This is a genomic window from Pseudoalteromonas sp. QJM3NY_22 (assembly GCF_056173065.1).
In genome coordinates, this window is record NZ_CM149655.1 from 3231715 (window position 1) to 3254438 (window position 22724).

General features: G+C 38.5%; 26 protein-coding genes. 7 read left to right on the top strand and 19 right to left on the bottom strand.

The genetic code is table 11. From position 1 onward, the window contains the following. The first annotated feature begins 102 nt into the window (after positions 1–102). The 3 genes from nhaB to AC0VZ4_RS14810 all read left to right on the top strand — a co-directional run bounded on the left by nhaB (position 103) and on the right by AC0VZ4_RS14810 (position 2614). Positions 103–1683 carry a sodium/proton antiporter NhaB gene (nhaB, locus tag AC0VZ4_RS14800; protein WP_306724100.1) on the top strand — a complete coding sequence of 527 codons (1581 nt, stop codon included), beginning with the start codon at positions 103–105 and terminating at the stop codon, positions 1681–1683. 104 nt (positions 1684–1787) lie between these two features. Beyond that, positions 1788–2306, top strand: a complete 519-nt coding sequence (dsbB, locus tag AC0VZ4_RS14805) for a disulfide bond formation protein DsbB (protein ID WP_033031451.1) — start codon at positions 1788–1790, stop codon at positions 2304–2306. A gap of 5 nt (positions 2307–2311) precedes the next feature. Next, on the top strand, positions 2312–2614 hold the full coding sequence (locus tag AC0VZ4_RS14810) for a DUF6170 family protein (protein ID WP_306724101.1): 303 nt from the start codon (positions 2312–2314) through the stop codon (positions 2612–2614). 16 nt (positions 2615–2630) lie between these two features. On the opposite strand, the gene AC0VZ4_RS14815 is transcribed toward AC0VZ4_RS14810, so the two are convergent. Further along, positions 2631–2927 (bottom strand): ComEA family DNA-binding protein, encoded by a 297-nt coding sequence (locus tag AC0VZ4_RS14815; protein WP_007378631.1) that lies wholly within the window; start codon positions 2925–2927, stop codon positions 2631–2633. Positions 2928–3229: 302 nt separating this feature from the next. Here AC0VZ4_RS14815 and AC0VZ4_RS14820 point away from each other — a divergent pair, with 302 nt between their 5' ends. Beyond that, positions 3230–3547, top strand: coding sequence for a YebG family protein (locus tag AC0VZ4_RS14820; protein WP_475440027.1), 318 nt, complete (start codon positions 3230–3232; stop codon positions 3545–3547). A gap of 84 nt (positions 3548–3631) precedes the next feature. On the opposite strand, the gene putP is transcribed toward AC0VZ4_RS14820, so the two are convergent. Continuing rightward, the gene (putP, locus tag AC0VZ4_RS14825) at positions 3632–5143 is read right to left on the bottom strand and encodes a sodium/proline symporter PutP (RefSeq protein WP_007378629.1); all 1512 of its coding nucleotides are present in this window, start codon (positions 5141–5143) and stop codon (positions 3632–3634) included. 343 nt (positions 5144–5486) lie between these two features. On the opposite strand from putP, the gene AC0VZ4_RS14830 reads away from it, so the two are divergent. Next, the gene (locus AC0VZ4_RS14830; protein WP_008133803.1) at positions 5487–6710 is read left to right on the top strand and encodes an EAL and HDOD domain-containing protein; all 1224 of its coding nucleotides are present in this window, start codon (positions 5487–5489) and stop codon (positions 6708–6710) included. 62 nt (positions 6711–6772) lie between these two features. On the opposite strand, the gene AC0VZ4_RS14835 is transcribed toward AC0VZ4_RS14830, so the two are convergent. The 10 genes from AC0VZ4_RS14835 to ccmA are packed head-to-tail and all read right to left on the bottom strand — an operon-like array spanning position 6773 to position 14490. After that, the gene (locus tag AC0VZ4_RS14835) at positions 6773–7504 is read right to left on the bottom strand and encodes an MlaA family lipoprotein (protein ID WP_007377921.1); all 732 of its coding nucleotides are present in this window, start codon (positions 7502–7504) and stop codon (positions 6773–6775) included. Between the two features lie 9 nt (positions 7505–7513). Continuing rightward, positions 7514–8767: a c-type cytochrome biogenesis protein CcmI gene (ccmI, locus tag AC0VZ4_RS14840; RefSeq protein ID WP_475440028.1), complete on the bottom strand. Its 1254-nt coding sequence runs from the start codon at positions 8765–8767 to the stop codon at positions 7514–7516. Beyond that, on the bottom strand, positions 8768–9229 hold the full coding sequence (locus tag AC0VZ4_RS14845) for a cytochrome c-type biogenesis protein (protein ID WP_007377923.1): 462 nt from the start codon (positions 9227–9229) through the stop codon (positions 8768–8770). Beyond that, positions 9229–9798, bottom strand: coding sequence for a redoxin family protein (locus tag AC0VZ4_RS14850; protein WP_007377924.1), 570 nt, complete (start codon positions 9796–9798; stop codon positions 9229–9231). Before AC0VZ4_RS14850 ends, AC0VZ4_RS14845 begins: the two co-directional genes overlap by 1 nt. Next, positions 9795–11765 (bottom strand): heme lyase CcmF/NrfE family subunit, encoded by a 1971-nt coding sequence (locus AC0VZ4_RS14855; protein ID WP_475440029.1) that lies wholly within the window; start codon positions 11763–11765, stop codon positions 9795–9797. The genes AC0VZ4_RS14850 and AC0VZ4_RS14855 overlap by 4 nt, the downstream gene beginning before the upstream one ends. Before the next feature lie 2 nt (positions 11766–11767). Continuing rightward, entirely contained in the window at positions 11768–12247 is a 480-nt protein-coding gene (ccmE, locus tag AC0VZ4_RS14860; RefSeq protein ID WP_024599192.1) for a cytochrome c maturation protein CcmE, read from the bottom strand. Continuing rightward, a complete protein-coding gene (ccmD, locus tag AC0VZ4_RS14865) occupies positions 12244–12447 on the bottom strand; it encodes a heme exporter protein CcmD (RefSeq protein ID WP_002959284.1) in 204 nt (67 codons plus the stop codon). Before ccmD ends, ccmE begins: the two co-directional genes overlap by 4 nt. A gap of 2 nt (positions 12448–12449) precedes the next feature. Further along, positions 12450–13187 (bottom strand): heme ABC transporter permease, encoded by a 738-nt coding sequence (locus AC0VZ4_RS14870; protein ID WP_475440030.1) that lies wholly within the window; start codon positions 13185–13187, stop codon positions 12450–12452. After that, positions 13187–13873 carry a heme exporter protein CcmB gene (ccmB, locus tag AC0VZ4_RS14875; protein ID WP_475440031.1) on the bottom strand — a complete coding sequence of 229 codons (687 nt, stop codon included), beginning with the start codon at positions 13871–13873 and terminating at the stop codon, positions 13187–13189. The genes AC0VZ4_RS14870 and ccmB overlap by 1 nt, the downstream gene beginning before the upstream one ends. Beyond that, positions 13873–14490: a cytochrome c biogenesis heme-transporting ATPase CcmA gene (gene ccmA, locus AC0VZ4_RS14880; RefSeq protein ID WP_475440032.1), complete on the bottom strand. Its 618-nt coding sequence runs from the start codon at positions 14488–14490 to the stop codon at positions 13873–13875. The genes ccmB and ccmA overlap by 1 nt, the downstream gene beginning before the upstream one ends. 113 nt (positions 14491–14603) lie before the next feature. Here ccmA and fliK point away from each other — a divergent pair, with 113 nt between their 5' ends. Then, complete coding sequence (gene fliK, locus AC0VZ4_RS14885; RefSeq protein ID WP_475440033.1) at positions 14604–16964, top strand: flagellar hook-length control protein FliK; 2361 nt, start codon at positions 14604–14606, stop codon at positions 16962–16964. A 2-nt stretch (positions 16965–16966) separates the two neighbouring features. Beyond that, a complete protein-coding gene (locus AC0VZ4_RS14890; RefSeq protein WP_007377933.1) occupies positions 16967–17275 on the top strand; it encodes an EscU/YscU/HrcU family type III secretion system export apparatus switch protein in 309 nt (102 codons plus the stop codon). A 31-nt stretch (positions 17276–17306) separates the two neighbouring features. Here AC0VZ4_RS14890 and AC0VZ4_RS14895 read toward each other — a convergent pair whose 3' ends face one another. The 7 genes from AC0VZ4_RS14895 to AC0VZ4_RS14925 are packed head-to-tail and all read right to left on the bottom strand — an operon-like array spanning position 17307 to position 22663. Beyond that, positions 17307–17708 carry a DUF2802 domain-containing protein gene (locus AC0VZ4_RS14895; protein ID WP_007377934.1) on the bottom strand — a complete coding sequence of 134 codons (402 nt, stop codon included), beginning with the start codon at positions 17706–17708 and terminating at the stop codon, positions 17307–17309. 17 nt (positions 17709–17725) lie between these two features. Further along, positions 17726–18220: a chemotaxis protein CheW gene (locus tag AC0VZ4_RS14900; RefSeq protein WP_007377935.1), complete on the bottom strand. Its 495-nt coding sequence runs from the start codon at positions 18218–18220 to the stop codon at positions 17726–17728. A gap of 24 nt (positions 18221–18244) precedes the next feature. Further along, positions 18245–19027, bottom strand: a complete 783-nt coding sequence (locus AC0VZ4_RS14905; protein ID WP_475440034.1) for a chemotaxis protein CheW — start codon at positions 19025–19027, stop codon at positions 18245–18247. 3 nt (positions 19028–19030) lie between these two features. Then, complete coding sequence (locus AC0VZ4_RS14910; RefSeq protein WP_007377937.1) at positions 19031–19801, bottom strand: ParA family protein; 771 nt, start codon at positions 19799–19801, stop codon at positions 19031–19033. Positions 19802–19816: 15 nt separating this feature from the next. After that, a complete protein-coding gene (locus AC0VZ4_RS14915; RefSeq protein ID WP_475440035.1) occupies positions 19817–20770 on the bottom strand; it encodes a flagellar motor protein MotB in 954 nt (317 codons plus the stop codon). Between the two features lie 5 nt (positions 20771–20775). After that, entirely contained in the window at positions 20776–21540 is a 765-nt protein-coding gene (locus AC0VZ4_RS14920) for a flagellar motor protein (protein WP_007377939.1), read from the bottom strand. Then, positions 21533–22663 (bottom strand): protein-glutamate methylesterase/protein-glutamine glutaminase, encoded by a 1131-nt coding sequence (locus tag AC0VZ4_RS14925; protein ID WP_475440036.1) that lies wholly within the window; start codon positions 22661–22663, stop codon positions 21533–21535. The genes AC0VZ4_RS14920 and AC0VZ4_RS14925 overlap by 8 nt, the downstream gene beginning before the upstream one ends. Between the last annotated feature and the right edge of the window lie 61 nt (positions 22664–22724).

Sequence of the window (22724 nt, forward strand, 5' to 3'; positions counted from 1 at the left end):
GTACATTGTTATCACTCGCATATTTTTGTTTACACAAAGCTTTAGCTGAATTAACTTAACGGGCACTAGCTATACATATAAGTACAATAAAAAGGAACACCTATGCAGCAGAGTGTTTTAACTGCAACATTTAAGAATTTTTTAGGTAATGCGCCACAATGGTATAAATATACGATCATTACGTTTCTAATTATTAACCCTATCCTTTTTCAACTAAATCAATACGTGGCAGGCTGGGCGTTGGTATTAGAATTTATATTCACCTTGGCAATGGCACTTAAATGCTATCCACTGCAGCCTGGTGGCTTACTTGTCATTGAAGCCTTATTTATAGGAATGACGACTGCAGGACAAGTTGAACATGAAATAGCACAAAACTTAGATGTAATTTTGCTGTTGATTTTTATGGTCGCCGGCATTTACTTCATGAAAGATTTATTACTCTACATTTTTACGAAACTAGTCGTGTCAGTCAGAAGTAAATCTATTTTATCTTTAGCGTTTACTCTTGCAGCTGCTTTTTTATCTGCATTTTTAGATGCATTAACAGTTATGGCAGTAGTCATTGCCGTTGCAATGGGATTTTACAGTATTTATCACAAAGTCGCGTCAGGAAAAGACTCCAACAGCGAACATGATATAAATGATGATAATCAAGTAAAAGAAGTTAATCGCCAAGAACTCGAAGAGTTTCGTGCTTTTTTACGTAACCTATTAATGCATGCATCTATTGGCACTGCACTCGGTGGTGTTTGTACTATGGTTGGTGAGCCTCAAAATTTAATTATTGCTGAACGAGCGAGTTGGCAGTTTGGTGAGTTTTTCTTAAGAATGCTGCCTATCACCTTGCCTGTATTTTTTGCTGGTTTATTAACTACTTTTGTTCTGGAAAAAACAAAAGCCTTTGGGTATGGCGCTAAATTACCTAAAAAAATTCACACTATTTTAAAAAATCACGCTGAAGGGCTTGATAGTAAAAGAACTAAACGCGATAAAGTTAACTTAACTATCCAAGCGTTCATTGCGGTATGGCTTATTGTCGGTTTAGCAATGCATTTAGCCGCTGTTGGGTTAATAGGTTTATCAGTGATTATATTGGCAACTGCCTCTGCCGGTATTATTGAAGAACATCAACTAGGAAAAGCATTTGAGGAAGCTCTGCCATTTACAGCGCTTTTATGTGTGTTTTTTGCCGTTGTTGCCGTTATTATAGACCAACACCTATTCACACCTGTTATTGCTTGGGTACTTACATTTGAAGGGCAATTACAATTAGTCATGTTCTTTATCGCCAATGGATTACTCTCCATGGTAAGCGATAATGTATTTGTTGGTACTGTGTATATAAACGAAGTTGCAGCGGCACTGAAAGCTGGGGAAATTACCCGTGATCAATTCGACCTTTTAGCTGTTGCTATTAATACAGGTACCAATTTACCAAGTGTTGCGACTCCAAACGGTCAAGCTGCATTTTTATTTTTGCTTACATCAACACTTGCCCCAGTACTGCGCTTGTCCTATGGGAGAATGGTTTACATGGCATTACCATATACAATCGTGTTAACTACTATAGGGCTTACCTTTACTTACATAGGTTTAAGCGATATGACCGAACTAATGTATCAATGGGGCTGGATAGATCATCATGTAGCGACCATAGGGGCTACATCAAGTAGTCACTAATCTCATCTTAAAAAAAGCTACTTCGATAGCTTTTTTTTCCTTTTTGTTGCTGCGTACTTTATCCTACGCCATAATATATCGTCTTATTTAAGCGTGGAATTTTTATGAACTGGCTTGCACAATTACCGACTCAACGTACCCCGTGGATTTTATTCACCGTTATTGTTTTTTTACTTGAAGTAACCGCCCTTTTCTTTCAATACAAAATGGGGTTAGCACCTTGCATAATGTGTATTTATCAACGTACCGCAGTACTAGGGTTACTTAGCGCTGGTATTATTGGCTCAATTAAACCGCAAAACAAAGTAGTCAGAATAGCGGCTTACTTAACTTGGGGCGTATCAAGTGTTTGGGGATACCTGATTGCTCAAGAACATATAGATATGCAAACCACCACAGACCCTTTTGCTTTTAGCTGTGAATTTGAACCTAATTTCCCATCATTTTTACCATTGCATGAGTGGATCCCTAGCTTTTTTCAGGCAACTGGTGATTGTGGAAATATAGACTGGCAATTTTTGGGTTTGAGTATGCCCGCTTGGATGGAAATCATATTTGGACTATTTGCTAGTGTATTTTTTATAGTGATTAGTAGTCGTTTGCTTTTTAAAAGATCGGTTTAATTAGTATGTTTACTTTTTTTTCGAGTCAAATTATAGAATTAAAACATTTAAAAGTACGCGAAAGGCAAGCCGTTATAGCCCTATCGCTAGGTCTGATTTCACCTACTGAACGCGTGTTATTACGTATAATAAAGCTTATATTATTAAGCCCACTGTTTTTAATATTTACCCTATTTGAAGGCTGGGTAGTTATTCCATTTTTAATGCTTGGTGTACTTTGTTATCCATTATTAACTACGCCTATCGAAATTAATTTTGCCAAAAAAAATCTTAGTAAAGCATTAAAAGAATATGTTCAGGGCGCTTAGAAGCGCCCTAACCCACTTATAATGTTATTTTATCTTTTAGCTTAGTTATTAACTTTTTTCCTACACCTTTCACTTTCGCTAAATCGTTTACTTCAGTAAACTCTCCATTTGCTTCCCTATAATCAACTATTGCTTGTGCTTTTTTCTTCCCTATTCCTGGTAGCTTAGCGAGCATACTCGCATCAGCATCATTAATACTTACAACATCATATTTAGGCATTTCTTTGACCACATCAACTACCTGTGAAAACGCTGCAGTAGTCGGGAGCAAACATAATATACTTATGAATAAGAGTTTTTGTAAAAGACGCATTTATTTTCCTTATTGTACTTTCGAATTATTAAATTTTGCTCAGGAAATAGTAAAATAAAAATAGCTCATTATATAAAATCACCTAAACACATGATCACTATTATCCGAAATCCTAAAATGCAGCTGGTACAACAAGTGATTTATTAAATAAAGTAAAGTTACAGTTTTTTGTCAAATCTTAAATAAACTAAAAATTAATATCAGATACTTGCAAATTACACCACAAACCATTACTGTACATAAAAACAGTAATCTAATGGTTTTCATAAACCACATTGCCACGCAAGCTTGCAGGAGAAATCATGGCTGTTGTTGTTAAATATGTTGTAGAACGAAACGGAGTCGAGCGCATGACGTTTACTACTAAAAAAGAAGCTGATGCTTATGACAAAATGCTCGATATTGCTGAGTCGCTTGAGCTAATGTTAGAAAAGGTAGATGTGCCATTGAGCGAGCAACAAATAGAGTCACTTGCTTTAGAAATAGCAAAGAGTAAAGAAGACTTTATGACTATATTAAAAGGTGGCAAAGACCCAGTTGTCACCAAAGCGCCAGCTAAAAATAAAAAAGCAGACAACGCTTCCGCTGTCCAAGATAACGATGAGAAAAAAGTAAGCTAAACCGTTTACTAATATATAAATAAAAAAGGGAGCAACTAAGTTGCTCCCTTTTTTATTGCTTAATTCGAACTTGAATTCAGCTAATTACAGTTCTTTTTCCACTTCATCAAATAAGTCAGTGATTTCCTTTTTAGGTGCTTTAGTACCCAAACTAACCACAACGATTGCAATACTCGATAATATAAAGCCTGGGACAATACCGTAAATTAGTGTGCTAATATGTTCGCCATTGACTTTAATTGGCGCATAAAACCAAACTAGAACGGTTACAGCCCCAACTATCATACCGGCTAACGCACCTTCAAAGTTCATGCGTTTCCAATAAAGGCTGATCAGCACTAATGGACCAAAAGCAGCTCCAAATCCAGCCCAAGCATTACTCACTAAATCTAATATAGAACTGTCTTTATCGTACGCTAAGTAAATAGCAAACATAGCAACAAGTGCAACACTAATACGACCAACCAAAACTAATTCTGTTTGTGAAGCACTGCGATTTAGATAAATTTTATAAAAATCTTCAGTTAGTGAGCTTGAACAAACCAATAACTGTGATGAAATAGTACTCATGATTGCAGCCAAAATAGCAGCAAGCAAAAAACCAGCTATCAATGGATGAAATACAAGTTCTGATAAAACTAAGAAGATAGTTTCTTTATCGCCAATCAACATTTGATTTTCGATCATATATGCAGCACCAAATAAACCCGTTAAAACTGCACCTATTGCAGATAACGTCATCCACGACATACCAATACGTCGCATAGCCGGCATATCTTTAACCGAACGCACAGACATAAAACGAACAATTATATGCGGCTGACCGAAATAGCCAAGCCCCCATGCTAATGCTGAAATAATTGCAACAACTGAGCCACCGGCAAACCAGTTAAGCATGTCTAATGGTACCTTTTCGTCTGGTTTAGGTGCACTAAGTAGTAGATCATAAGTTGCTGTTGAAAGTGTATCAACCACAGAGTTATCCAGCATGCTGTAAGTTACAATAGGGACAATTAACAAGGATAAAAACATAATACATCCTTGCACAAAGTCAGTTAAACTTACTGCTAAAAAGCCACCAAACAGAGTGTATATAACCACAACGCCTGTTGTTACATACAAGCCCATTTCGTAACTCATATCAAATGAATTTTCAAATAGCTTACCACCTGCAACTACACCTGATGATGTATAAAGCGTAAAGAAAAGAATAATTATGATTGCAGAAATAACACGAAGGATATTTTTATTATCTGCAAAACGATTTGCAAAGTAATCAGGAATTGTAACCGAATCGTTTGCTTTCTCTGTATAAACACGTAGACGAGGAGCAACTAAAAAGTAATTTGCCCAAGCGCCAGCTACCAAGCCTATTGCAATCCAAGCTTTACTTAAACCAAATAAATACATCGCACCAGGCAGACCCATAAGAAGCCAACCACTCATGTCTGATGCACCAGCTGAAAGAGCTGCAACACTTGGTGATAAGTTTCGCCCACCTAACATGTAACCAGAGACATCGCTTGTAGATTGTTTATATGCATATAGTCCGATACCTAGCATTACAACAAAATATAACGCCAGTGAAATAATCATTCCTGTTTCCAAATTAGCCTCCGCACATTTAATAATACCAAGCTTTTAATCCGAATATTGACTCTTAAAATTTTATAATAAAGACAGCATTGAGGTAAAAGCATTCCAGCCGACTATATCATGCCTAATATGGAAATCTCCAACTTGTTACCTTTTCCTAGTTTAAAAATATTCATGCTGCACACTTTTAGAACAACACTATGTAAACTCACAAAATAAAACAGATAAACCCTCTTATTTTTAATGATAATTTATTAATCATGCAAATATACGTAATGCTATTTTGAATGTTTTCCAATATATTATTACAATACCTGCTGACTTTACTCATACGGAATTGTTTATGTACTTTTATGCCGCACGCCAACCGATTTTAAATCGTGAAAAAGAACTCATTGGTTATGAGCTTTTATTTCGCGATGGCGTCGATAATGTGTTTCCCGATATAGATGGTGACGAAGCGACAACACGTTTAATAGAAGGCAGTCAATTCAACTTTGGTTTAGAAGATTTAACTGATAATAAGCCCGCTTATATAAACTTTACGTTGGATACGTTATCAAAAGGTTATCCAACACTACTGGGTAAAGATACAATTGTGGTTGAAATACTTGAAACAGTTCAACCCGGGAAGCGCTTATTAGCAATTGTTAAAGACCTAAAAGATAAAGGGTATACTATTGCACTTGACGATTACATTCATCAGCCTGTGTGGCGTCACTTTTATCCATTTATAGACATCATTAAAATTGATTTCTTAACATGTGATACAAGTACAATAAAAAACGTTATTGACGATATAAAACAACATTCTCATATTAAATTACTTGCCGAAAAAGTTGAAACGTATGAAATGTATAGCTTGGCACTAGAACTCGGTTTTGATTATTTTCAGGGATTCTTCTTTTCAAAACCCGAGATGGTGCAAAGTAAAGCATTGCCACCATCAGAGATGGCATTAGCTGAATTACTGTATGAAACCTCAAGTATTGAAATAGATCTTAAAAAAATCACTAATGTATTTGAGCGTGATGTAAATCTATCTTATAAGCTTCTTAGGTATTCAAACTCTGCTGCCTTTGCAAGGCGTGCTGAAATCAGTACAATTAAGCAGGCACTTATTGTGCTTGGCGCTAGCGAAATTAAAAAGCTCTTATCATTACTTTTTGCTGCGCAAGTATCTGCAGATAAACCCGTTGAATTAATCAAGTTATCCTTAACCCGAGCACGTTTTGGTGAATTACTCGCTATTTCTCATGGCCAATTTAAAGATACTGGCATGGCTTTTTTAACCGGTATGATGTCTCTAATGGATGCTATTTTAGATGAGAGTATGGAAAGCGTAATGCAGAAATTACCTTTATCTAACGAAATAAAAGCAGCATTACTCGATAACGAAGGTTTATTGGCACAATACCTCAACCTAGTTAAGTATTATGAGCAAGCAAACTGGTCAGCGGCTAACGACATAACTACAGAACTAAACCTTGGTGAAAAAGTACCTGATGCCTACCATGAAGCGCTAGCTTGGGTCGATGAGCAAATGCATTTAATGATTCACGAATAATAACAACACCAGCAAACAAAAACGCCAGCATTTAGCTGGCGTTTTTGTTTGCTGGTGTTGGGTTATAAGCTTTCTAAAAAGTCTTCATCAAAATCAGCGGGCTCTTCTTTGATTGGCGGATTACCATCGTATAGTTCATAAATTTGACGCTGGAAATAAATATCTTTCACAAACAAGTATGGATCAAGTGAATCATTTAATAGCCCCTCTTGAGGGATTAATGAGGCGCGCGCTTCCACTGCCTTTAAAACAAACACTAGAATAGTTTGTGGAGTCGTTAATGCTACCTCAGGTAGTACAAAGTTATCGACGACATCACCCGTTAAGTTACGCACTGTTTTTGGCCCCATAGCAGGCAGCATTAAATAAGCGCCATCGCCCACCCCCCACACACCCAAGGTCTGTCCAAAGTCTTCATCTACAACTTCAAGGCCTAATGAGCTGGCAACATCAAACAAACCAAATATGCCAACAGTAGAATTAACTAAAAAACGCGCAAGGCTAACACTTGCATTACCCGGCTTACCTTGCAGGCCGGCATTTATCATATCTACAGGAGCAGTTATATTGTCGGTAAAATGGACAACGCTCTGGCGTACAGGTACAGGTGTAACTGTCATGTAACCAACTGCTGCGGGGCGCAACAAGTATGCATCGAGTACATCCATATTAAAGTCATATAATGGACGATTAATACTTTGCAGAGGATCTCTCTCATCTACTTTACTTTGTGGTACTTGAGCACAACCGGCCAGTACCAATAAACATAAAAAAGTAAAACTATGCTTTAACATCTAACGTCCTTAAGGTATTAATGTATCAATTTGAAGTTGGTAGTCACTTACACTTTCACGCTTTAACGACTGTGAATGACCTTCTAGCTCACCAGAACTTGGCATAACCGAGTCATCTATAGAAATACGCGCCGAAATAATAATATTTTCGGCACTCGATAAGTTAAGCCCTGCAACCATTGCACTACTATCACTCAACTCGACTGTAATTGGAAATGAATATTTAGCGAGTTTAACAGCAGCTAACGGCATTGGCGAACCACTTGCAGCTTTTGCAAATATAAATAAAATACCGTTTTTTGGTTGTTTATCAATAAGCTCTTTTGCAATGTCAACAGTAACTGCAATAGCACCCGTTGTAGTAGTAACTGGCATAACAGAGCCTTCCGTTTGCATTTGCTGCTCTATATCAGCAATACGCTCAGAGATCATGCTATAACGAGAATCATTTTTTTCCATACTCGCAAGTAAAACTTCAAATGCAGCTTTGGCTTGAAGCCAATCTTTACGTTCATAAGCAATTAGTGCTAATAACGAAATTGCATCTAAATTGGTAGGCTCAACTTTTAGTACTTTTGAGAGCATACCTGCCGCACGGGTCATATTAGCTTCGCTGCCTTCTAGTAATAAAACTTGGCTATAACTAATAAGTACCTGCATATTATCAGGATTCATACGTAGTGCTTTATCAAATGACTGCTGCGCCATGTCAAATTCATTAAGCGACATAGCAACTCGTCCAAGTAGCATCCAAGCGACTTCATCATCGCCCGAACTGCTAAGCTTAGTACGAAGCGCCAATGCAAAAGCCTGCAGCTCATTTTGACTAAGCGGCTCACCTTTTTGCATTACAGCACGCTCACCGTAATCCGCTAAATTATCCATTGCATCATGCCAAGCCGAAATTTGCTGCTGACTACCTGTAAAGCTATAAAAAATCCCCGTTAGTGCAAGAACAAATGCACCGCCTGTTAAAGCAAAAATACGATTATTACCTTTGCTATTAAGTGACTTTTCTGGCGATAATTCGTTCAATAAACGGCGTTTTAATTCAACAATTGATTCTGCGTGATTGACGCTATCAATGCGTTGATTATCTAAATCGGTTTGTAAATCAACTAAACGCTGCTCATAAATACTAATTAGCTCCGCATTGGCATTATGAGTAATTGTTTTAACGTGCTCTTTTTTTAAAAAAGGCAACATCACAAACGCAAGAGCAACCAGTGTGAGTAAAGCAAAACACGCCCACATTAAAATCATTTAACTTTGCTCCTGACGTTTATTTTGTTCAATTAGCTTAGCTAGCAGCATTTCGTCGTCACTGCTCCAGGTTTGTTTTACTGATGCTTTTCGCTGGCGAATAACAATAAAACCAAAGCCGACTATGACAATTAATACAGGTAATACCCAAAGTACTAAAGTCGCGGGTGTAACTGGTGGGTCGTAATGAACAAAATAGCCAAAGCGGTCAATCATGTAATCAATCACTTCGTCTTTGCTCTTACCTTCTTTAACCAATACGAGTACTTTATCGCGTAAGTCTTTAGCAACAACAGCGTCGGAGTCCGCAATATTTTGATTTTGACACTTAGGACAACGCAGCTCTTTAGTTAGCTCTTCAAACAATATTGCTTGTTTGTTGTTATCAAATTGATAGCGGTCTTGCTCTGCAAACGCACTGATGCTTACAAAAATGCTAAGCGTAAGTAGTAACCATTTCATTATTTAAGCTCCTGCATAATTGGCGCAAATTTAGCTCGCCATACTCGCGGGTTTATATCGCCCGTGTGATGCAACAAAATAGTGCCGTTTTTATCGACTAAAAATGTTTCAGGCGCACCCGACACGCCTAAATCCAACGACAAAGTACGATGTAAATCCAAGATATTAAATTGATATGGGTCACCCGCACGTTGCAGCATATCGCTCACTTCTGTGCGAAGTGATTGCATATCAAAAGGGCCATCAAAATCAGCATCGTAACCTTGTACGTAATAAAGCCCAATAATTTTAACACCTTGCTCACGTAACTTAGTTAAATAGCCAAGCTCAACTAAACATGTAGGACACCAAGTGCCCCATACATTTAGTAAGTAAACCTCGCCTTTTAAAGACTCGTTAGTCCATGGCTTATTGTCTTGCATTAAATCAGGTAGATTAAATGCTGGCATTTCTTGACCTAATCGCCCTGTTTGAATTTCACGAGGGTTAGCAAAAAGACCTTGGTATAAAAATACACACACAAAAACAAACACTAAAAGCGGCGCAATAGCTAAAATTTTACGGTTCATAAAACACTCTCCGATGCAGCCCTACGCGCTGTTTTAGCTGATGTGCGGTAGCGTTTATCAAATAAAATCATAAATCCAGCGAGGGAAATAAGCACACCACCAATCCACATCCAACGAACAAACGGTTTGTGATAAATGCGAAGTGACCATGCGCCTTGGCTTAACTGCTCACCTAACGCTAAGTATAAATCACGTGTAAAGCCTGCATCTATTGCCGCCTCGGTCATAAACTGCATACCAATATCATACTTACGTTTTTCGGCGTGTAAGCGTGTTACTAGTTCATTATTTTTAAGCACAGATACAACACCAGCATGACCACTGTAGTTTGGTCCGCGAATAGCTTTAACACCATCAAAGCGGTATTCATATTGATTAAGCTGGACTGTATCGCCTTGTTTCATAGATACATCACGCTCAACTGAATATGCCGATGTAAGCGTTACACCCGCAATAACAAATGCAATACCAATATGCCCAAGCACCATAGCCCAGTAACTTACACCTAAGCGTTTTAAACCTTCTTTTAAGGTGCCATGCACTGCGGCTTTAGTGTAAATATCGATCCAGGTTGATATTGCAATCCAAACCGCAAGCGTAGTAGCTAATAGCGTAAGTGGTTTTACTAAGTCGTAACTTGAAAACAACCAAGCGCAGGTAATTACAACACTGGCTAATACGCCCATTAATATTTTGTTTTGTAAGAAAGCCCATTTATTTTGCTTCCAGCGTAAAAATGGTCCTATACCCATCAAAATAGCAAACGGCACTAAAATTATTGCAAACATTTTATTAAAAAATGGTTCGCCAATAGAAATACTGCCTAGGCCCATTTCTTTATGTACCATAGGTAATAGCGTACCAAGCAATACGATCAATGTAGCAACCACTAAAAATATATTATTGAGCCATAACGCCACTTCGCGCGATACCAGCTTGTATCGTCCTTCACTGTGAACTTGTGACACACGCAGTGCATATAACGCCAAGCCACCACCTACAACGATGCCTAAGAAGGCAAGTATAAATAAGCCACGATCAGGGTCTGTTGCAAAAGCGTGTACCGATACAATAATACCCGAGCGTACAATAAAGGTTCCCAAAAGGCTTAATGAAAACGCTGCGATAGCTAGTAAAACAGTCCATGATTTAAATACACCGCGTTTTTCAGTTACGCTTAATGAGTGCAGTAATGCGGTTGCCACAAGCCATGGCATTAACGATGCGTTTTCTACTGGGTCCCAAAACCACCAGCCGCCCCAGCCAAGCTCTGAATATGCCCACCAGCTACCAATTGTGATTCCTAGAGTTAAAAAGCCCCATGCAGTCATTGTCCATGGACGTGACCACTTAGCCCATGTGTTATCAAGCTTACCGGTTAATAACGCAGCAATAGCAAAAGAAAAAGCAACCGATAGCCCTACATAACCCATGTACAGTAATGGCGGGTGAATAATCATACCCGGATCTTGAAGTAACGGATTTAAATCACGCCCCTCTACCGGAAAATAAGGAAGTAGGCGCTCAAACGGGCTTGAAAGTAGCAAGGTGTACATCATAAAACCGACACCTAAAAAGCCAAGCACACCCAATACGCGAGCACGTAACACCCAAGGGAGTGATTTAGAGCGTGCAGCAACTACTGCTGTCCAACCTGCTTGCATTACAAGCCACAGTAAAATAGCGCCTTCATGGCCGCCCCACGTAGAGGTGATTTTGTAATACCAAGGCAGCGTGCTACTTGAATGGTATGCTACGTACGATACGGTAAAATCATCCGTTACACTGGCGTAAATAAGTGCTGCAAAAGAGATTAAAACAAAAGTGAATTGCCCAATTGCTAAAGAGGGAGCTGCACGCATTAAGCGAAGATTACCGGTATGCGCGCCCCAAAGAGGAAAAATACACAGTAAAACGCTTAATACCATGGCAAGCGTTAAAGAAAAATAACCAATTTCTGGGATCATAGCTAATTACCACTATCTAAGTTGTATTTTGGTTTTTCGTGCTTAATACCTTTAACCGCCTCTGCAACTTCTGCTGGCATATATTCTTCGTCATGCTTTGCTAGCACTTCAAATGCTTCAATAACGTTAGGTTCGATTAATACGCCCTGCGCTACAATGCCTTGCCCTTCACGAAACAAGTCTGGCAATATACCTTGATAACGCACAGTCACTAGTGGACCTGTATCGATTAGCTTAAAGCTTACTTGTAAGCTTTGTTCATTACGCTCAACAGTGCCTGGCACAACCATGCCGCCAATACGTAACTTTTGACCTATATGTGGCTTTTCTTTGTTAGGGCCTTTGCCATCAATTAATTCGCTTGGCGTATAAAAAAGATTAATATTTTCTTGCAGTGCATAAAGCACTAAACCAATCGATCCACCAATACCAAACAGTACGGCAATGATTACCAATAGGCGCTTTTTACGTCTTGGATTCATGAGATTTGTTCCTGCTTAGCTTTTTTAATTCGCGCTTCACGTATTATTTGTTGCTCCACTGAAGCCATAATACGTTTGGTGTCTCTCAAAGAGTTCACTAAAATACCGAGTAAAATAAGTGCGCATGTACCAAAAGAAAGCCAGACATAAAATCCATAACCTCCCATTGCAATAAAATCAGAAAAAGAGTCAAACTGCATAATTACCCCTTATTTAACAACGAGCGTACCCACGGTCGGTGCTTTTCGCGTTGTAAAATTTCATTTTTAAGACGAATTAAAGTCACTGTTCCAACAAAAGCAGCAAAGGCTAAAATATTAACCATAAGAGGCCAAAACATACTTGGATCTATCGCTTTTGTATCTAGCTTTGTAATGCTTGCACCTTGGTGTAACGTATTCCACCACTCAACAGAGTAATGAATAATAGGTAAATTAATTACGCCAACAATTGCTAAAATAGAAGCCGCACGCCCTGCTGACTTCTTATCTTCAAACGCATGATAAAGCGAAAGCACGCCAAGATATAAAAATAATAAAATAAGTTCAGACGTTAAACGTGCATCCCATACCCACCAAGCACCCCACATAGGTTTACCCCATGCAGCGCCAGTAATAAGCGCAACAGCAGTAATACATGCACCAACAGGCGCTATAGCAATAACGGCAAGTTCGGCATTTCGTAGTTGCCATACAAGTGCAACAACAGCTGCAATAGCCATTGATGAGTAAGCGCCCATAGATAAAATGGCAGAAGGAACATGAATAAAAATGATACGGTAGCTGTCTTTTTGCTGGTAATCGGCAGGTGCAAAACCAAGCCCCCATACCCAACCAACAATCATACTAACTACAGTAACTACGGCAAAATAAGGCAGTAACGTATTGCATAATTGATATGCACGCTCCGCTTTAGCATAGGGATGTAACCACTTCCACATTAACTTACACTCACTTTTAAAGCTGACGATATGGCAATTGGTGCGCTAATAATAGCAATAAGTAACATTGCACCAAGGATGGCAAGCTGCCCGCTATAATCCAGTGACAAGGTACTGGTATCGATAGCCGACGTTGCAAAAATTAAAACAGGAATATACAAAGGCAGTACGAGTAAACTCATCAAAATCCCCCCTTTTTGTAATCCCACAGTAAGCCCAGCGCCAATTGCGCCGATAAAGCTCAATAGCGGTGTGCCTAATAATAATGTTAAAACGGTCGCTGTTAGCGCCAAACTTTCTAGATTCAATAACAATGCAAACAACGGTGTCATTAATACAAGCGGTAAACCTGTTACCACCCAGTGAGCAGCCACTTTAGCAAGCACCGTTAGCGATAACGGATAAGATGATGCAATTAATTGCTCCAATGAGCCATCGTTAAAATCATCTCTAAACAACTTATCCAAGCCCAACATAGTAGAAAGTAACGCAGCGACCCAAATAATTCCCGGTGCCATTCTTGCCAGTAGACCGGGCTCAGGCCCTATTGCTAACGGAAACAATGAGATTACAATTAAGAAAAATAAAATAGGGTTTACAATTTCTGCACGCTGACGAAACGCAAGCTTTATATCTTTGGTAAATACCGCACTAAATAGTAACCAATATGAGTGTTGACGAGTCATTAGTGACGATACTCCAATGTAACCGTTTGTAAGTTACTAAAGTGGGTCGTTAAATCTTGGTGGGTCGTTAATAAGATAGCACCACCGCTTTGTAAGTGCTCAGTAAATCGTTGTTGTAAAAAGGCGACACCACTTTTATCAAGCGCAGTAAATGGCTCATCAAGCACCCATAGTTTAGCATCACTTAACCATAGTCTTACTAAAGCAACACGTCGCTGTTGCCCAGCAGATAACATCCTAACAGGCACATCTTCAAGTCCAACAAGGCCTAGTTTCGCTAAAATAGGGTATAGATCAGGCTCGCTATAGCCATTAATTTGCAACCAATGGCTAACATTTTCCACTGCACTAAGCTGAGTATTTACACCCGTTTTATGACCTATAAACAATAGCTCTCTGGCATACTCTTCATAGTACTTAGATATCGGCAATTCTTGGTATAATACAGCCCCTTCATCAGGCGCAGAAAAGCCTGCGATAATACGCAATAACGATGTTTTCCCAGCCCCGTTAGGGCCTGCTAATTGCATGATTTGACCGTTATTAAGGCTAAAATTAAGATCCGCAAACAAACAACGATCTTGCTTGATGCAGGTGACGGACTTAATGTGTAACAAGATGACGATTCTCTCTGCCAAAAATTAGGCGTTAGTCTACCATAATGATAGGGTAATACGAATATTGCTTTAAAATCGATTCACCTAAAATAGAGAAAACTTGATTTAAAATAATGAATACGCCAACGCAAATCACATTATCTAATTCATTGGTTATCAATCAATCGAGCAATGCTCAAACGAATGAATTATCGCAATTACCTGATGAGGTGCTTGCCGCTAAAAATATACAATTTTCGAAAGATTCGATTACGCTTGATGTATTTATTGATAAGCATTGGCAAACATTAAGGCTTGGCACTACTAACACACCTCAAAACTTACAAAAAATACCCAGTGCTAACATACAGCTCAGCCCTGATGGCAAAAAGCTCAACATTATGCCAAACAGTACAACCCTCACCTTAAGTCAACCAGCTCAGTTACAGCGTTTATTAAATTATGTAAGCACAGGCACTGAGGTAGAAAGTAAGCCAATGGATGTCCAGGTTGTTTTATCGCCTACTCCCAAATTAGTCATTGATAAACTCAACGCCAGTATTGCAATAAATAAAGACGTAGCGCAGCTACTTATAACCGAGCAACCTTTAAAAGTAATTGTAAGCACTAACAATAAAGGTGCACAGCTAAATATTATTAACAGCTTTGCTGATACAGTTCATTCGCAACCACTGAGTCAAACAAGACTGACTAAATTACTCGCAGCGCTGCTACCTAATGCACAACTGCAAGCAACACCAAAACTGGCCATTTTAACTCATCCACAAAAGTCGGGGTCGTTTACAACGCCTATAAATAATAAACAAGTTAGTGAACTACCAAGCACGACTATTAAGGTAAACTTAGTAAACCAGGCTGATAAATTGTTTATTAAAACCGATACTAGCAACATAAAAGTGATGCTTAATAACTCCTTCTCGAAACCATTTAACGAGTTGCTTTTAGCTCAAAAAAGTAATGCACCTGAAGTAGCCGTTTCTGCGAGTAATATTAAAGTAAATCCATTACTTACTACTGATAGCCCAATAAAATCGTGGCTACAAAATAGCTTGAGTGACTTAAGAACACGAATTAATGATGCGGTAAAATATTTTGAAAGTAAGCCTTTTACGACACAAAATAAGTCAGAGTTTACAGCTGCCAATTCATCCGCCGCCTTACAAAAAAACACCAAAGTTGTACCACTAGATAGAGTTAACATTACCCAAAGTGCAAGTGTTCAGATATCAAAAAATACAAGTAACATTTTGACCGAGCACTTTTCTAGACTCCCGCCGCTTGTGCAACTAACTCAGCTTATGAAAGGAAGTGTTAGTGTTTGGCAATCACCTTCAAACATAACAACCAACACGCCAACAACAAATAACATTACTCAAAATACAGTAGCTTGCTCTACACCAAGTGATTTAAAAGCAAATCAATTAAACATCCTAAATGCGAGTACTAACAGTAAAACTGACACGTTAATTAAGACTACAAATGAAACAGTTACTAAAAATATTATCTCATTAGCAGAGCCGTTATCTAATACAGGCTCTCGTAGTCAAATGCTTCAACCAATTGAAGCAAAGCTATTAACTATATTATTAAAGCTTCCTGACACCACCGCCCCTACAGATAAAATGGCTAGCAATAAACAACTTTTAAGTAATCAGATCACTGATATTACAAATAAAGTAACAAAAGAAACACCCGATTTAACTCGGTTAATCAACCAAGCATTTAATCGTATGGTCTCAAGCAATAACACACACCCTGCGACCATACAGCGTGAAATACTTGCTACTTTACAACCGTCTCATCTAACGGGGGACATTTTGCAAAGTAGTTTCACTAAAGGGCTTGAACAAGTAGCTGTGAGTATTTTAGCCGCCCCTATAATTAGCCAGTCAGTAACACCTATCAGTTTTAATAATCAAACTGGCTTAGATGCACTTTTGCAAGTACTTATACCTACTTTTAAAACAGGTAACACTGGAGCAAAAATGCTTGAGCAACTCCAACAGGCTCAAGTTCAAGCTTTGGCTAGCGAAATTGTACAAGTTAAAAATACACTTACCCAAGTAAGTGTCTCAACACCAAATCAACAGCCAGACACAAACCCGCTTGCACAATTTTTATTACCCATGAGATTACCTCCAGAAGCAGCACAAACAGAAATAACACTGGGGCAATATAAAAAGCCAAACGCAGATAAATTAGGAGATAAAAATGTATGGTTTGTAAGGCTAAACTTTGATTATGCCCAACTTGGGCAGCTACAAATTACTGCTGAGTTAATGGATAAAGCACTTGATTGCCAGCTATTAGCCTCAAGCCAAGAAGTAAGCGCAATTGCTCACCCTCACCTAGATAATTTAAGATCAAAACTAGCTAAACATGGTTTGCAAGTTGGTGAACTTAATTTAAAACGAGGAGATGCTAACAATCAGGCATTTTATAAATCTCATGCAATTATTAATATTAAGGTTTAGCTATGAGTGATACACCTATTAATAAATCAGCCATTGGACTTTTATACGAAGCTGGCAACACCCCCACTGTAAGTGTGAAGGGGTTTGGTGAGTTAGCTGATGAAATAATAGCAGCGGCTAAACTAAAAGGAATTATGATCCACGAAGATGCTGCACTTGCTAAAACGTTGTCGCATTTAGAGTTAGGAGAAGAGATCCCAAAAGAACTTTATTATGTAATTGCAGAACTCATTGCATTTTCGTATGTATTAAGGGGTCAATTCCCGCCAGGTTGGCAAGACTTTCAAGGTAAGTTGAATATTAAAGCATGAGATTATTTATACGCTGATAACTAAAAAGGCGCTAAGCGCCTTTTTGTTTATGCAATGAAAAGAGTAATTCAGCCTCAGCGCGAGGTAATTCACACTCGCGTATTACCTCCTCTAAATCAGCCCCTAACTCAACCATTTTAACAGCACGCGAATAAATTTTGGCATCTGGATCATCATACTTTTGAGCCGCTTGTTGTTGAACTAATTCTTGATGCTGCTGTTCAACATCAAGTACACGCTTACCTATACTCAACAAGCCTGTTCGTAATTCAGAAACCTCACTTCGCAAAATATGAGTTTGTTCGGAGGTATCTTTAAGCTGCTGCATGACAAAATTCAGCTCACTCGTTTGTTTATTTTTCAATGCAAAAACTAACGCTAACGATATTAGACCTATCGCCAGCGCAGCTATTGCAATACTAAGTAACAGCATATTTTTATTGGTAAAGCTTATAAATCGCTTAACTCATCCCATTCATCATCACTGAGTAACTTGTTTAAATCGACTAAAATAAGTAACTCATTATCACGATTACAAACACCTTGGATAAATTTAGCACTCTCTTCAGTACCGACATTAGGTGCACTGTCAATTTCTGAACTGCGTAAATATACAACTTCAGAAACACTATCGGCTAAAATACCAATAACTTGCTCTTCAGCTTCTATTATTAAAATACGAGAGTTATCGGTTGCATCAGCGGCGTCTAAACCAAAACGAGCACGCGTATCAATAACTGTTACTACGTTACCCCGTAAATTAATAATACCAATTACATAAGAAGGAGCACCTGGTACTGGAGCTATTTCAGTGTAACGTAATATCTCTTGGACTTGCATTACGTTTACGCCATAAGTTTCTTCTTCTAACTTAAAGGTAACCCACTGTAATATTTCGTCATTGTCTGCATTTTTATTTGCTGACAGTAATTTATCTTGATTCATGCTGTTACTCCGTAATGGTCATTATTACTGACGACTATCTAAGCCTTTCTCTAATAGCGCATTTAAATTATCTACATCAATTAAAGCACACATTTTCTTTTTAATAACTCCAGCAAGCCATGGGTGCTTACTTTGATCTGTACGCCATTTTACATCTTCTTTACTCAATGTAATGTTATTTATTAACTTTTCAGCTAATAACCCCCATTGGCTGTCACCTAACGTTATTAAATATTGATAGTTAAGTGACGCTTCTAGTTTTTCGTCATACTTCTCAGGCATCACCCAATGCGCTGTATCAACAACATTAAGTTTTTCATCCCTATTAAGCATAACGCCTTTGAACCATTTTGGCTTACCAAATAAGTGATTTACTTCACCTAACTGATGAATCCCACCTAACGCTTTTAATGGTACAGCCAAAGTCAAACCCGCAACTTCAAAAAATAATGCTTGAAACTCACCGTCAAAATAATCTTCTTGGCTTTTTGTTACCGCTCTTTGTTCCGGCTCTACTGATAAAGTTGAGCTTGTCTCTACAACTAAGTCAGCTTTAACTGGCTCTGGCTCATTAGTAATATCTAATGGTTTTAGCTCTTCTGTTTGCAGATCTTGAGCAAATATTTTTTCCGCTGCTTTTAATTGTTCATTAGGCTTTAAATGTACTTGCCCTTTTTGCTGTTCACTCGGTATTTTTTCAAGCAGTTTTGCCACAGGTTCAAAGTTATCTGTAGGCTCGTCATCACATAATAACGCACCTAAATATTGAGTCATTACTTTTTCATTAGCAAATAATTGCTTACTCATTCATTAACCTTGCTCTATTAAATAGTCTAATAATGCTTTATATGCAAAAACACCACGGGAACGAGGACAAAACTCTATTGGCACTTTTTGTGCCAAACTCGCATCTCTAAATTTTGTATCAACAGGAATAACACCTGGCCACACTTTATCTTTATAGGTTTCTTGCAAAGTTTTATATGCTTCCAACGATGCTTTAGTGCGTTTATCATACATAGTAGGAATTATAGTATATTGATAACTTTTCGCTTGAGAGCTTTGCATTAATTCCATAGTCCGCATCATCCTATCAAGCCCTTTTAGGGCCAAAAACTCGGTTTGTACAGGAACTAAAATACGCTCACTCGCAGCTAATGCATTAACCATTAAAACCCCCAACACCGGCGGGCAATCAAGTATTGCATAGTCATAATATTCACTAATTTTAGCAAGCGTTTTCTTTAGTATTAAACCCATGCCTGTTTTATTACCCATACTTCTATCAAGTGTAGCTATTGCCATAGTAGCGGGTAAAATATCAAGATTCTCAAGAGTTGACGGGCAAAGTGCTTGCAATATTTCTTCACTTTGCATGCTTGTTCCGCGAGCAAAAATATCGTACACACTGACTTCTAAATCTTCAGAGTCGATACCAAAATAATAAGTTAGTGATGCATGGGGATCTGTATCAATAAGCAATACACGTTTGCCCTGTAACGCTAAAATACCGGCTAGGCTAACTGCCGTTGTTGTTTTACCGACCCCGCCTTTTTGATTTGCAACAGTCCAAATCTTCACATTACATCCTAATTGCTATTCATTTCGCGTCGTTATTCGAATCCCACCATGAGGTAAACGAATTATTTTTATTGTATTATCGTCTGATGGTAGTTCCACTTCAGGCTCTGTCTGTACTGCTATATTTTTTTGCTCTAACGATGGACTATCTTTAGGTGGTAAACCATACTTAGAAAGAGCGATTACAACCTTACGGTTTTCAGCTCGACCTTTCTCTGTGTTATTATCAGAAAAAGGAGAATACTGGCCATAACCTTCTATTGCCATTCGTGCAGAATTAATACCCAACGCTTCAAGCTCGACTAAAATTGAGGTTGATCTTGCAACTGAAAGCTCCCAGTTTGAACGAAATATTTCGTTACTAATAACCTCATTATCTGTATAACCGCGCACTCTAATGTAGTTATCGACTGGGTCAATAATATCTTTGACAATTTTTACGACTTGCTTAGCACGCGAATGAGCAACTGAACTACCACTAGAAAATAACATTCCTGAACTCAACTCTATAATGAGCCAATCTTGATTCAATTCAAGACTCGCTTCTCCATCACGAATTTCATCAATGAGTGCTGATTGAAGTTTAGTTAACAAGCTATCTAATGGTTTTCCTAAATATTTTTGTTTAATGTTACTTGTGTCACTTTGACCATCTAATAACTCAGGGCCTTGTTCCTTTTTTTGAATACTTTCGCCATACAACACCTCTTGTTCCGGCGTTACTCTGTCGGTTAAGATCCCACTCCCATTAACACCATCACCAACTTGTGAATGTTGGCGCGCAGATTTATCAAAAACATGCTCGAGCGAATCCGATAATATTTGAAATTTTTCTTCCTTATTTATAGCAATAGCGTACATAACCACAAAAAAGGCAAACATTATCGTCATATAATCTGCATAAGACACAAGCCAACGCTCAGTATGCTGACTTTTAGAGGAAGTGTGACGTAAACGTTGACGTAGCATAATCGTTATTTATCCACTAAATTAGGGCGTTCTACACGATAAGCTTCTAACTTTAGCTCAATATTAACAGGGCTTTCGCCTAAACTGATTGCAATAACACCTTCAGCTAACAGTTCGTGATACAACATTTTTTGTTCAACACGTTGTTTTAATTTATTTGCCATCGGTAAAAATAGTAAATTAGCTAAACCGACACCATAAATAGTGGCAATAAATGCTGTCGCGACACCAGCACCCAGCTTTTGCGGATCGGTAATAAATGACATAGCCTGAATAAGACCAAGCACTGCGCCCAAAATCCCTATTGTTGGGCTATACCCGCCCATAGCTTCATAAACGCGTCCTGCCTCTAATAAACGGTCGCGTTCTAATAATAAATCAATTTCAAGTGTATCGCGCAGCTTTTGCTCAGAGCAACCATCAACAAGTAAGCTAAGACCTTTAGCTGCATATGGATCGGGATGAGTTAAGGCCTCATTTTCAAGTGCTAAGTAGCCTTCTTGTCGTGCTTTGTGAGACCATTGTTTAACTTGTTCGATCGCTTCGTCTACATCATGCTTTGGCGAAATAAAAACCCAGTGGCTTATTTTTAGCATTTTTTTAAAAGTACTAGATGATGTTTGCAACATTACAGCGCCAAGCGTACCACCAACTACGATTATAAGTGCTGGTCCATTGAATAACGCAGAGACAACACCGCCTTCTAAAGAATAACCTATCGCTATAGCGCCTAACGCAATAAATAAACCTAATATAGAAAGCTTATCCACAACCAATCTCTTTTTTAATCCTTAGAGCGATATCATCTAGAGCAAGACTTTCACTTGCTAAGCCAGCACTTGCAACCGCCTGTGGCATACCGTAAACAACACAACTTTTTTCGTCTTGTGCCCAAATAGTGGCGCCAGTCTGCTTCAACATTCGAGCACCATCACGCCCATCAGCCCCCATACCAGTAAGAACAATAGCCAGTACGTCACCTTGACAAGCTTTTGCAACGCTTGCAAAAGTCACATCAACACTTGGTTTATATGTTATTCGCTCACTGTTATCTTCGAATACGCGCAATGTTTTTGAAGACCCACGCCCCTCAACCATCATTTGTTGGCCACCTGGAGCCAAGTATGCAGTCCCGGGTTGTAATCGATCCCCTTGTTGAGCTTCCTTTACTTTTATCTGGCATAAACCATTTAAACGCGAAGCAAATGCAGGTGTGAATGCGGCAGGCATATGCTGAATTAATAATATAGGATGCGGGAAATTTGCTGGTAATTGAGTTAATATTGTTTGTAATGCAACGGGTCCGCCAGTCGATGTACCAATAGCAACAAGTTGATATTTTTTACCACTAGCATGAACGGAGGCATTAGAATTCGTACGTTGAAAGCTTCTATCTGGCTGCTTTAACGTTGTCGTGTTTCTTAATGAACTTGGAGTCGCTAATGGCATACTTTGCGGTTTAGCTGGTGTTATGGGCTTGAATGTACGGGGGACCTTTCTTCGACCAATTTCTTTCACTTTAGCTTGTAAAAGCTTTATTGCATCTTCATTGTTACGTGCAATATCTTCGAATTTTTTCGGTAAAAAATCCATTGCTCCGGCATCTAATGCATCAAGCGTTGCCGTTGCACCATCTCGAGTTAGTGAAGAAAACATTAAAATTGGTGTCGGATTACTCGACATTATTTCTTTAACTGCGCTAATACCGTCAAGCACAGGCATCTCTACATCCATTGTAATCATGTCAGGGCGTAGTTCAGCTGTTTTTTCAACAGCTTCTCTGCCATTCACAGCAAAACCTATTACTTTTATATCGCTGTCTTGCTCAAGTATTTCGCTCACTCTGCGGCGAAAAAAGCTAGAATCATCAACAACTAAAACTTTAACGGCCATTTAGCTCTCTTATTAAATTGAAGTGTAGGGCACTTTTACAGTGCACCTACTTTATTTATTA